9 protein-coding genes and 1 pseudogene are annotated in these 12,242 nt (G+C 42.0%); all 10 read left to right on the plus strand.

Translation table 11 applies throughout. The features are described from left to right. Nucleotides 1–95: 95 nt before the first annotated feature. A complete protein-coding gene (gene spoIIE / locus ID12_RS05230; RefSeq protein ID WP_050826837.1) occupies nucleotides 96–2,579 on the plus strand; it encodes a stage II sporulation protein E in 2,484 nt (827 codons plus the stop codon). 76 nt (nucleotides 2,580–2,655) lie between these two features. Beyond that, complete coding sequence (locus tag ID12_RS05235) at nucleotides 2,656–3,390, plus strand: vWA domain-containing protein (protein ID WP_008341829.1); 735 nt, start codon at nucleotides 2,656–2,658, stop codon at nucleotides 3,388–3,390. After that, the gene (locus ID12_RS05240; RefSeq protein WP_080987768.1) at nucleotides 3,374–4,384 is read left to right on the plus strand and encodes a protein kinase domain-containing protein; all 1,011 of its coding nucleotides are present in this window, start codon (nucleotides 3,374–3,376) and stop codon (nucleotides 4,382–4,384) included. The genes ID12_RS05235 and ID12_RS05240 overlap by 17 nt, the downstream gene beginning before the upstream one ends. 96 nt (nucleotides 4,385–4,480) lie before the next feature. Continuing rightward, nucleotides 4,481–5,903, plus strand: a pseudogene (tilS, locus tag ID12_RS05245) (tRNA lysidine(34) synthetase TilS). Next, nucleotides 5,900–6,439, plus strand: a complete 540-nt coding sequence (gene hpt, locus ID12_RS05250) for a hypoxanthine phosphoribosyltransferase (RefSeq protein WP_007496175.1) — start codon at nucleotides 5,900–5,902, stop codon at nucleotides 6,437–6,439. Before tilS ends, hpt begins: the two are co-directional and overlap by 4 nt. Nucleotides 6,440–6,534: 95 nt before the next feature. Next, nucleotides 6,535–8,439, plus strand: coding sequence for an ATP-dependent zinc metalloprotease FtsH (gene ftsH, locus ID12_RS05255; protein ID WP_007496173.1), 1,905 nt, complete (start codon nucleotides 6,535–6,537; stop codon nucleotides 8,437–8,439). Between the two features lie 163 nt (nucleotides 8,440–8,602). Continuing rightward, nucleotides 8,603–9,379: a type III pantothenate kinase gene (locus ID12_RS05260; RefSeq protein WP_008341820.1), complete on the plus strand. Its 777-nt coding sequence runs from the start codon at nucleotides 8,603–8,605 to the stop codon at nucleotides 9,377–9,379. A 15-nt stretch (nucleotides 9,380–9,394) separates the two neighbouring features. Further along, complete coding sequence (gene hslO / locus ID12_RS05265; RefSeq protein ID WP_007496169.1) at nucleotides 9,395–10,270, plus strand: Hsp33 family molecular chaperone HslO; 876 nt, start codon at nucleotides 9,395–9,397, stop codon at nucleotides 10,268–10,270. A gap of 52 nt (nucleotides 10,271–10,322) precedes the next feature. After that, entirely contained in the window at nucleotides 10,323–11,225 is a 903-nt protein-coding gene (locus ID12_RS05270) for a peptidyl-prolyl cis-trans isomerase (RefSeq protein WP_025206605.1), read from the plus strand. Between the two features lie 77 nt (nucleotides 11,226–11,302). Then, entirely contained in the window at nucleotides 11,303–12,226 is a 924-nt protein-coding gene (gene cysK / locus ID12_RS05275) for a cysteine synthase A (protein WP_008341814.1), read from the plus strand. Nucleotides 12,227–12,242 lie beyond the last annotated feature (16 nt).

Genomic DNA, 12,242 nt, shown 5'->3' on the forward strand with positions numbered 1-12,242 from the left:
GAACGTTTTATGGAAACGACAACTTCTTTTGACAAAATTTCTTTTTCACCTTCGCTATAATGACAAGCAACGAATATCAGGTGGGGGATGAAAAGATGGAAAAACTAGAAAGAAGAACTGATTTAACGGGAGCCGGGTTTGAAAGAATCAGTGCAGGGTTAAAAAAGATGAAAAACCTGTTTCTTCATCATACGCATTCTCTTTTTTTCTATAAAGGGTTTATTTATGTTGTTCTGGGCTTTTTATTGGGACGAGCCTTTATCTTATCTGAAATTATGCCGTTTGCATTGCCTTTCTTTGGGTCCATGCTGCTCATTAAAAGGGATAAATCGATGCTTGCTTGTCTTGCTTTACTCGCTGGGGCGATGACGATATCACCTCAAAATGCATTATTCGTGTTTGCGTCATTGATCGTGTTCCTTCTCATGTTAAAGGTCGTTTCATTCATCATCAAAGACCCGGTGAAAACATTACCGGTTGTAATTGTGCTCTCAATGCTGATAACCAGGGGAGCTTTTGTATACCTCGAGCAGGGTGCGGTTCAAAGCTATGACTATGTGATGGCAGGGGTTGAAGCTGGACTTGCCTTCATTTTGACACTGATTTTTCTTCAAAGTTTGCCGATTTTTACAGTCAGGAAAATCAAACACTCCTTAAAGGTTGAAGAAATTATTTGCTTTATGATATTAATCGCTTCAGTTTTAACAGGTCTGGCTGGGATCACATTTCAAGGAATGCAGGCAGAGCATATTTTGTCAAGATATGTAGTGCTGAGCTTTGCCTTTATTGGAGGAGCGAGTATTGGTTGTACAGTGGGTGTTGTAACTGGATTAATTCTTGGTCTCGCCAACATCGGCAACCTTTATCAGATGAGTCTGCTTGCCTTTTCGGGCTTATTAGGCGGATTACTAAAAGAGGGGAAAAAAGCAGGAGCCGCCATCGGCTTGATTGTGGGTTCTTTACTAATCTCCCTCTACGGTGAAGGGTCAGCAGGGCTAATGACCACGCTATATGAATCACTCATCGCAGTTGCACTGTTTTTGCTCACGCCACAGTCAGTAACGTCCAAGGTGGCAAAATATATTCCTGGTACGGTAGAGCATGTACAGGAACAGCAGCAATATGCCAGAAAAGTACGGGACGTGACAGCAAAAAAGGTAGATCAATTCTCTAATGTATTTCATGCGCTGTCTGAGAGTTTTGCGACATTTTACGATTCCATTCCTGAGGAGAAGAAGCAGGAAGAGGATGTAGATCTTTTTTTAAGTACGATCACAGAACGTTCCTGTCAAACGTGCTATAAGAAAAATAAATGCTGGGTGCAGAACTTTGATACAACCTATGAACTCATGAAACAAGTTATGCATGAATCTGATGAAAAAACGTACGAGCATAACCGGAAGTTGAAAAAGAAATTCAGTCAGCACTGCTCAAAATCAAAGCATGTAGAAGAATTGATTGAAGAGGAGATAGCTTACTATAAAGCAAATCAGACCTTAAAGAAAAAGGTCCAAGACAGCAGGCGCCTTGTGGCCGAACAACTTATGGGTGTCTCACAAGTCATGGAGGATTTTTCCCGGGAAATAAAACGAGAAAGAGAGCAGCATTTTATTCAGGAAGAGCAGATGATAGAAGCACTTCAGAACTTTGGAATTGAAATTCAGCAAGTTGAAATTTATAGCTTAGAACAGGGAAATGTTGATATAGAGATGAGAATTCCCTATTGCCAAGGTCATGGGGAATGCGAAAAAATCATCGCTCCAATGCTCTCGGATATTTTAGAAGAACAAGTTTTAGTCAAAGCAGAGCAGTGTGCGGAGCATCCAACAGGTTATTGTCATGTTGTATTCGGTTCTGCAAAATCGTATCGAGTGTCTACAGGTGTAGCACATGCAGCGAAAGGTGGAGGATTAGTATCTGGAGACAGCTACAGCATGATGGAGCTGGGTGCAGGTAAATATGCCGCAGCTATTAGTGATGGGATGGGAAATGGAGCAAGAGCCCATTTTGAAAGCAATGAAACGATCAAGCTGTTAGAAAAAATCTTGGCGTCTGGTATTGATGAAAAAGTAGCGATTAAAACGATTAATAGCATTTTATCTCTACGGACAACGGATGAAGTCTACTCTACATTAGACTTATCCATTATTGATTTACAGGATGCGAGCTGTAAATTCCTCAAGATTGGCTCCACCCCAAGTTTTATTAAACGTGGTGATCAAGTGATGAAGGTACAGGCCAGCAACTTGCCTATTGGCATTATTGATGAATTTGAAGTAGAAGTGGTGAGTGAACAGATGAAGGCAGGAGATCTCCTTATCATGATGAGCGACGGTATCTTTGAAGGACCAAAGCATATCGAAAATCATGATTTGTGGGTCAAACGAAAAATGAAGAGCTTTAAAACAGAAGATCCGCAAGAGATTGCTGATTTATTAATGGAGGAGGTCATTCGCACAAGAGCAGGTCAAATTGATGACGATATGACGGTTGTCGTCATTAGGCTCGACCACAATACACCAAAATGGGCATCCATTCCGACAGGTACATTCTATCTTCAGAAACAAGAGATTTCTTGAAATATCGTATAATATGAATTTCTTCTGGCGATGATGGGGATATAAGCATTCAGTTACAATCCCAGGAGGAATGAAGATGCGAAAAGGTCACGTAAACCAAATCTTACTGATTACAGATGGCTGCTCAAATCATGGGGAAGACCCACTTGCGATTGCCGCATTGGCAAAGGAGCAAGGGATCACAGTCAATGTCATTGGCATTATGGAAGAGAACAGACACGATCATGAAGCGATGAAAGAAGTAGAGGGGATTGCTCTAGCAGGCGGAGGCATTCATCAGGTTGTCTACGTTCAGCAATTGTCTCAAACCGTACAAATGGTGACAAAAAAGGCGATGACGCAAACGTTACAAGGTGTTGTGAATAAAGAATTGCAGCAAATTCTTGGCAAAGATACTGAAATTGAAGAACTTCCCCCAGATAAGCGTGGAGAAGTGATGGAGGTTGTGGACGAGCTCGGTGAGACGGTTCATCTTCAAGTGCTTGTGCTTGTGGATACGAGTGCAAGTATGAAACCGAAGCTGCCAACGGTCAAAGAAGCACTCATCGATCTCTCTATTAGTCTAAATTCGAGAATTGGTGAAAATCAGTTTGGGATGTGTGTATTTCCCGGGAAAAACTCAGATGCAGAAATTGTGTTGAACTGGACGCCGCGGTTCGATTCGTTATCATCAATTTTCCCGAAGCTGACAACAGGAGGAATTACACCGACAGGACCAGCAATTCGAGAAGCACTCCAGCATTTCAAATCAGTTCGTTCACGAAAAGGGCTGCTTGAAGCGAAGGAAGAACATGATGAATTCGGCTTCTAACATCCCATTAGGTACAATGATAAAGGGAAAGTGGCATCAACAACATTACCGCATTGTAAAAGAGCTGGGAAAAGGGGCGAACGGTGTGGTTTATCTGGCCGAATCGTCAAAGGGGCAAGTGGCCCTTAAAGTGAGTGATGACAGTATGCTCATTGCATCTGAAGTCAATGTATTAAAATCCTTTTCAAAGGCTCCTGTGAAAACCATGGGGCCTTCTTTTTATGATATGGATGATGCTCTTTATCCTGGTATGTCAGAGAAACGGTCGTTTTATGTCATGGAGTATGTCAGAGGACCATTGCTGCTTGAATTTGTGAAACAAAAAGGCGATGAATGGATCGTCGTTCTCATGATTCAACTGTTGTCTAACCTTGCTCACTTACATAAGGAAGGCTGGATCTTCGGTGACTTGAAGCCTGATAATCTCATCGTTTCAGGCCCCCCAGCTACGATTCGATGTATTGATGTTGGAGGAACAACGAAGGCGGGAAGGGCGATTAAGGAATACACCGAGTTTTTTGACCGCGGCTACTGGGGCTTCGGTACAAGAAAAGCAGAACCTTCTTATGATCTATTTGCTTTAAGTATGGTCATGGTGAACTGTGCCTATAAAAAAGAATTTAAAAAAGGGGCAGAACCAGAAAAGCAGCTTTATCGGGCGATTGAAGGACATCCTTTATTAAAGCGATATGAGAGGGTGTTAAAAGCGGCTCTCCAAGGCAAATATCAATCAGCGGCAGACATGAAAAGCGCGATGCTGAAAGAAGGACAATTGCTTGCTTCAAGAAAATCACAACAAAAGAAGCCATCACAGCAAAATAGGCAAAAGCCAGCTGTTCCCCAACATCAACAGGCCGCACCTTCACGATCAAGAGTTGCTGCTGCGAAAAGAACATCAGTACGCAAAAAATCAGGCGGGCTTTTTGAAACCATTCTCATCTTATGCAGTGTGCTCGCTCTTTACTGTGCTTATGTGGTTTTATTCCTATTATAGAGCTGTAAAAAAGCAGGCTTCTTCTTTGCTTGGAGCTAATGAAAGTGATAGGATATGTATATCTTTAAATTACCTGCTCTTTGTGAGGAGGAAGTTGTGAATAGAATTGAATCTTTTTTGAAAAAACATGATGTTTTCCTTGAAAATACGACAGTCATTGTCGGGGTTTCTGGCGGACCAGATTCTATGCTCTTGCTGCATGAACTAAACAAACGTCGAAAAGGTTCCTTTCAGCTGATTGCAGCCCATGTAGATCACATGTTCAGAGGAGAAGAATCCTTTGCTGATTTGGCATTTGTTGAAGCGTACTGTAAAGAGCATGAGATCCTTTTTGAATCGGCTCGTATACAGGTCACCCAATATGCAAAAGAAAACCGCTTAAACAAACAGGCAGCTGCAAGAGAGTGCAGATATGCTTTCTTTCGTCAATTGATGGAACAGTACAACGCTCAATTTATAGCGCTTGCACATCATGGAGACGATCAAGTAGAAACAATGGTGATGAGGCTGACAAGAGGGACTGTTGGAATAGGACTCGCAGGTATGCAAGCAAAGCGCCCTTTTCAAGAAGGGTGGCTGATTCGTCCGCTGATTGGATATTCTAAGGATGATGTACTCACTTCTTGCGAAAAAGAACAAGTTCCTTATGTCATTGATCAAAGCAATCACACCGATGACTACTTGAGAAACCGGATCAGAAGACACGTTCTTCCCGTGTTAAAAGAAGAGGCACCTCATGTGCATGAAAGCTTTCAGTTTGTAAGTGACATGCTGACTGAGGATGAGCAGTACTTGCAGGCATTAACAAAGGATCAAATGCATCAAGTCATTACGAATCAAACGCCTAAGCAAATTGAGATCAAAACGAAGCCTTTGCTTGACCTGCCTTTGCCTTTACAAAGAAGAGGCATTCAACTAATATTAAACTATCTTTATGAAAACACTCAATCAGCGTTTTCAAACCAGCATATTCTAGGGACTTTGGACTGGTTATCTCATACTGATCAACCGTCTGGATCATTAGATTTGCCAAAAGGTTTACAAGCTGTCAAATCTTATGATCACTGTATGTTTACCTTTGAACGATCGCTTGTCATAGATCAGTCATATACTCATCATTTAAAAGGTGAGCTTGGCGAGGAACTTTTTCTCCCGAATGGACAGTCTATCTTGGTATCAAATCATGTTCCGAAGGATGCACGGAACGGAAACCATTTTTTCTTGCTTCAAAAAGATCATGTTCGTCTTCCTTTGATCATTCGCTCACGAAAAAACGGTGATCGAATCAAACTAAAAGGGATGAATGGATCAAAAAAGGTGAAAGATATATTTATTGATAAAAAAGTGCCTCTTGCAGAAAGAGACAGCTGGCCGATCGTCACTGACTCGGATCATCAAATCATCTGGATCCCAGGTCTGAAAAAATCCGTTTTTGAAGAAATTGATATGACAAACAGCGATCTCATTGTATTACAATATAGACAGCACGAAAATTTGTAGGGGGCAAGCAAAAGCATGAAACAAGATATTGAAAAGATTTTGATCTCAGAAGAAGAGATCCAGCTAAAAGTGAAGGAACTGGGTGCAACATTAACCAGCGATTATGATGGTAAATTTCCCCTGGCTATTGGTGTTTTGAAAGGGGCTCTTCCATTCATGGCAGACCTGATCAAACACATTGATACATATTTAGAGCTTGATTTTATGGATGTATCTAGCTACGGAAAGTCTACCGTATCTTCTGGAGAAGTGAAGATCATCAAAGATCTAGATACTTCTGTTGAAGGAAGAGATATTCTAATTATGGAAGATATCATCGACAGTGGGTTAACTTTGAGTTATCTGGTAGAGCTTTTCCGATACCGTAAAGCAAACTCCATTAAAATTGTGACATTGCTTGATAAACCAAGCGGCCGCAAAGCAGACATCAAAGCAGATTATGTTGGGTTTGAAGTACCAGATGCATTTGTTGTTGGCTATGGATTGGATTTTGCCGAACGTTACCGAAACCTCCCGTATATTGGAGTGTTAAAACCATCTGTTTACGAAGGCTAATGAGCACACGTTTACATGAGGTTATTGGTTGTGTTGGAATGATTTTCTATGATACTATTGAACATAGTTGTGCTTACTGTGGGAGGAGGTAAGGAATGAATCGGGTTTTTCGTAATACGATTTTTTATATACTTATTTTATTACTTGTGATAGGGGTTGTCAGTTGGTTAGGATCCCCTAATCAAAAGCCTGAGAACATGTCTTACAGCAAATTTTCGCAAAATTTAAGTGCGGGAAAAGTGGAGAGTATCTCCATCCAGCCTGTAAGAGGGGTTTATGAAATTCGTGGTCAATTAGATGGCGCGAAGAAAGATGAATACTTCATTACCCACGTTCCAGACGGTCAAGGTGTTGACCAGATTTACAGTGCACTGAAGAATACAGATGTAAAAGTAGAACCAGCACCTGAAACAAATGGATGGCTGCAAGTTCTGACAACCATCATTCCATTCATCATCATCTTTATCCTGTTCTTCTTCTTATTGAACCAAGCTCAAGGCGGTGGAAGCCGTGTCATGAACTTTGGTAAGAGTAAGGCGAAGCTTTACACAGAAGAGAAGAAACGTGTGAAATTTAAAGATGTTGCCGGTGCGGATGAAGAAAAACAAGAGCTCGTAGAAGTGGTTGAATTCTTAAAAGATCCACGTAAATTTGCGGAGCTTGGCGCAAGAATCCCTAAAGGGGTTTTACTAGTAGGACCTCCAGGTACAGGTAAAACATTGCTTGCGAGAGCATCTGCGGGAGAAGCAGGCGTTCCTTTCTTCAGCATCAGTGGTTCTGACTTCGTCGAGATGTTCGTCGGTGTCGGTGCATCACGTGTACGTGATTTGTTTGAAAATGCGAAAAAGAATGCACCTTGCTTAATCTTTATTGATGAGATTGATGCAGTGGGTCGTCAGCGTGGAGCAGGTCTTGGCGGTGGTCATGATGAGCGTGAACAAACGCTTAACCAGCTTCTTGTTGAAATGGATGGTTTTAGTGCCAACGAAGGGATTATTATCATTGCTGCAACGAACCGTGCAGATATCCTAGATCCTGCATTGCTGCGTCCGGGACGTTTTGACCGTCAAATTACGGTTGACCGCCCAGATGTCATTGGCCGTGAAGAAGTACTGAAGGTTCATGCGAAAAACAAACCGCTTGATGATACAGTCAACCTGAAAGCCATTGCAAGCAGAACACCAGGTTTCTCAGGGGCAGATCTTGAGAACTTACTAAACGAAGCAGCGCTTGTTGCTGCCCGTCAAAACAAAAAGAAAATTGATATGCGTGATATCGACGAAGCAACTGACCGTGTCATTGCTGGACCGGCTAAGAAAAGCCGTGTCATTTCTAAGAAAGAACGCAATATCGTGGCGTACCACGAAGCAGGTCATACCGTCATTGGACTTGTCCTTGACGAAGCTGACATGGTGCATAAAGTAACGATCGTTCCTCGTGGTCAGGCAGGCGGATATGCGGTCATGCTTCCAAGAGAAGACCGTTATTTCCAAACGAAGCCAGAGCTTCTTGATAAAATCGTCGGCTTGCTCGGCGGTCGTGTTGCAGAGGAAATTACGTTTGGTGAAGTAAGTACAGGCGCTCACAACGACTTCCAGCGTGCAACAGGCATTGCAAGAAGAATGGTCACAGAGTTCGGTATGTCTGATAAACTTGGTCCTCTACAATTCGGTCAAGCACAAGGAGGTCAAGTATTCCTTGGCCGTGATTTCAACAACGAGCCGAATTATAGTGAAGCGATCGCTTATGAAATTGACCAAGAAGTTCAGCGCTTCATCAAAGAAAGCTACGAACGTGCGAAACAAATTCTCACTGAGAATAAAGATAAGCTAGAAATCATCGCACAAGCTCTTCTAGAAGTGGAAACATTAGATGCTGAACAAATTAAATCTCTTTACGATACTGGAAAGCTTCCAGAGCGTGTATACGCAGATGACGAAGAGAAAAACGATGATGTGAAAGTGAACATCAAGAAAAAAGAAGAAGACGAGGAGATTTAATCTCCTTCTATAAAAAGCTGTCGGGCTCACCGGCAGCTTTTTTTATTTCGATTCATGAATGGATCGGTTTCGAATTGTTTACAAATGGAACTCAATTCGTGTATGGTATGATAGAAAGTCGAAAAATGCTCTTTTTGAGACACTATTCAAAGTGGTGATGAAGTTGTTACTCGTGATAGATGTAGGAAACACAAATACCGTTTTAGGTGTTTATCATAATGGCGATTTGAACTACCATTGGCGGATTGAAACAAGCCGTCATAAAACAGAAGATGAATTTGGTATGGCAATCCGATCCTTATTTGACTATGTAGGGCTGATGTTTGACCAGATAGAAGGGATTATCATTTCTTCTGTTGTCCCGCCAATGATGTTTGCTCTGGAAAGAATGTGCGAAAAGTATTTTCACATTACTCCTCAAATCGTTGGGCCTGGCATGAAGACTGGATTAAACATTATGTGTGATAATCCAAAGGAAGTCGGCGCTGATCGAATTGTGAACGCAGTGGCGGCCATTCACCTGTATGGGGCGCCTCTCATTGTGGTAGACTTTGGAACGGCCACAACCTACTGCTATATCAATGAACAGAAACAATACATGGGTGGGGCGATTGCACCTGGTATTACCATCTCAACAGAGGCTTTATATACAAGAGCGGCAAAACTGCCGAGAATTGAAATTGTCCGTCCAGATCACATTGTTGGAAAAAATACCATCAGTGCGATGCAATCCGGCATCCTTTATGGATATGTTGGTCAAGTCGAGGGCATAGTGAAACGGATGAAGCAGCAAGCCAAACAAACACCGAAAGTCATTGCAACAGGCGGTTTGTCTACATTGATTGGAAATGAATCAGACTGTATTGATATTGTCGATCCGTTCCTCACATTAAAAGGACTTCAATTAATTTATGAACGCAATCGTGTCGGTGTATTATAGGAGGGTTTAATCAAAATGGATTATTTAGTTAAAGCGTTAGCATATGACGGGAAAGTCCGTGCGTATGCTGCGAACACAACAGATACAATCAACGAAGCGCAGAGAAGACACCATACGTGGCCAACTGCTTCAGCTGCAATCGGCAGAACCATGACAGCGACTGTCATGATGGGAGCCATGCTGAAAGGCGAGAATAAATTAACTGTCAAAATTGAAGGCGGTGGGCCGATCGGAGCCATCATTGCGGATGGAAACGCAAAAGGTCAGGTGCGCGGATATGTCTCAAACCCACAAGTTCACTTTGATTTAAATGAACATGGGAAGCTGGACGTTAGACGTGCTGTTGGAACATCTGGAACGTTAAGTGTTGTCAAAGATATCGGACTGAAAGACCACTTTACAGGGCAAACAGAAATTGTCTCAGGTGAAATTGGAGATGACTTTACTTATTACCTCGTCTCCTCTGAACAAGTGCCATCCTCTGTAGGTGTGGGTGTTCTTGTCAATCCAGATAACTCGATCCTTGCAGCAGGCGGTTTCATCATTCAATTGCTGCCTGGAACAGAAGATGCAGTCATCGAAAGACTCGAAAAGAGATTATCAACCATTGAACCAATCTCTAAACTGATTGAAAAAGGGATGACTCCTGAAGAAATTTTAGAAGAAGTGCTCGGTGAAAAACCTCAAATTTTAGAAACTGTACCTGTCGAATTTTCTTGTAACTGCTCAAAAGAACGGTTTGCCAACGGTATTATCAGCCTAGGGAAAGCCGAAATTGAGGATATGATTGAACAAGACGGACAAGCAGAAGCTCAATGCCATTTTTGTAACGAAACGTATGTATTTACAAAAGAAGAGCTAGAAGAGCTACGTGAAGAAATAACCCGCTAAGCTCTAAGCAGCGGGTTTTCTTTTTAGAATGGAAAGGAGACGAAAGATGAGACTGAAAGCAAGAGTGGTATGGACATTTATCCTCGTTCTGCTCATGATTAATGCCGTTGTCATTGCATATGTATTAACAAAATCACAAATGTCGCAGGCTTCTTCAAATGGGAAGAGCGGTGAAGAAATTGCTTCTATTGGGAAAGAGAAAGTCACACGTCAAGAATGGTTAAAGAAAATGGAAGACCGCTACGGAAAGGCAACACTTGAACAAATGATCAATCAGAAGGTAGTCAATCAACTTGCGAAAGAAAACAAGCTGGAGGTATCTTCAAAAGAGATCAATCGTGAGCTGCTGATGCTGAAAGCGGTATCTAATAATTTCTACGAAGACGGTCATACAAGCGAAAAGGAATGGAAAGAGCAGATTCGTTATCAAATTTTATTAGAACAGCTTCTAACGAGAGATGCGGTCGTTTCTGAAAAAGAAGCCAAATCCTTTTATGAAAAAAACAAAGACTTGTATCAATATGATGACTCATACCGAATTCGCCACATTGTTGTGAAAACAAAAGACGAGGCACAAAGTGTATTAAAAGATTTAAAGGGCGGATCTAGTTTCGAAGCTGTAGCAGCTGAACGATCCACCGATCGATATACCTCTCCTTACGGCGGAGATCTTGGATTTGTCACAGAAGAGCAAGAAAGCATTCCAGCCCTATACATACAAGAAGCCCAAAAGCTTCAGCCAGATGAATGGACGAAAGAGCCGATCGAGATCAAAAACGGTTATGCCATCATACAATTAAAAGAAAAATTAAATGGCCGCTCCTTCTCTTATGAAGAAGTCAAAGATCAGATCAAAAGGCAGATCGCCATGGAAGATCTGGGTGAAAAGGCGAATGTCAAAACCCTGTGGAAAGAAGCAAAAGTCACATGGTTTTACGATGGAGAGCAGGACTAAAAGCATTGACAAAATTTTTCGAAATTGATAATTTAATATTAATACAATAAAATTACTCGGAGATAGAGGTGTTAGTGATGGCTCGTATTGCAAATTCAGTTTTTGAACTAATAGGAAATACACCAGTCGTTAAATTAAACCGTTTAGTAGATGAAGACAGTGCGGATGTCTACTTGAAACTTGAATATATGAACCCAGGCAGCAGTGTAAAAGATCGTATTGCGTTAGCGATGATCGAAGATGCTGAAGCAAAAGGTACATTAAAAGCTGGTGACACACTCATTGAGCCAACAAGCGGAAACACAGGAATCGGTCTTGCGATGGTCGCGGCTGCAAAAGGAATCAATGCGATTTTAGTTATGCCGGATACAATGAGTCAGGAGCGCCGCAACCTTTTACGCGCTTACGGTGCAGAGCTTGTATTAACACCCGGTGCAGAAGGAATGAAAGGTGCCATCAAAAAAGCAGAAGAATTAGCAGAAGAGCACGGATACTTCATGCCTCAGCAGTTCAGCAATGAAGCCAATGCTGAGATTCACCGCCGCACAACAGGGAAAGAGATTCTTGAACAGTTTGACGGCGACCTTGATGCATTTATTGCAGGAGTTGGTACGGGCGGTACGATTACAGGTGCTGGTGAAGTCCTGAAAGAAGCCATTCCATCTATTCAGCTTTATGCGGTAGAACCAACAGATTCTCCTGTACTATCAGGCGGGAAACCAGGTCCGCATAAAATTCAAGGCATCGGAGCAGGCTTTGTTCCATCTATCTTGAACACAGAAGTATATGACGGCATTATCCAAGTGAAAAACGAAGATGCATTTGAACTTGCAAGAAAGGCAGCGAAAGAAGAAGGAATCCTTGGAGGTATATCTTCAGGAGCAGCCATTTATGCAGCGCTTCAAACAGCGAAGAAGCTTGGTAAAGGGAAAAAGGTTCTAGCGATTATTCCAAGTAACGGTGAACGTTACCTTAGTACGCCGCTTTATCAATTTGATTAAACAATACACCCCAGCA

The sequence above is a fragment of the Bacillus altitudinis genome, assembly GCF_001191605.1.
Lineage (GTDB): Bacteria > Bacillota > Bacilli > Bacillales > Bacillaceae > Bacillus > Bacillus altitudinis.

Excerpts from the sequence above, each read along its gene's own strand:
- hslO (WP_007496169.1), top strand. The coding sequence starts at position 9,395 with ATGGATTATTTAGTTAAAGCGTTAGCATATGACGGGAAAGTCCGTGCG.
- hpt (WP_007496175.1), top strand. The coding sequence starts at position 5,900 with ATGAAACAAGATATTGAAAAGATTTTGATCTCAGAAGAAGAGATCCAG.
- spoIIE (WP_050826837.1), top strand. The coding sequence starts at position 96 with ATGGAAAAACTAGAAAGAAGAACTGATTTAACGGGAGCCGGGTTTGAA.
- cysK (WP_008341814.1), top strand. The coding sequence starts at position 11,303 with ATGGCTCGTATTGCAAATTCAGTTTTTGAACTAATAGGAAATACACCA.
- ftsH (WP_007496173.1), top strand. The coding sequence starts at position 6,535 with ATGAATCGGGTTTTTCGTAATACGATTTTTTATATACTTATTTTATTA.
- ID12_RS05240 (WP_080987768.1), top strand. The coding sequence starts at position 3,374 with ATGAATTCGGCTTCTAACATCCCATTAGGTACAATGATAAAGGGAAAG.
- ID12_RS05235 (WP_008341829.1), top strand. The coding sequence starts at position 2,656 with ATGCGAAAAGGTCACGTAAACCAAATCTTACTGATTACAGATGGCTGC.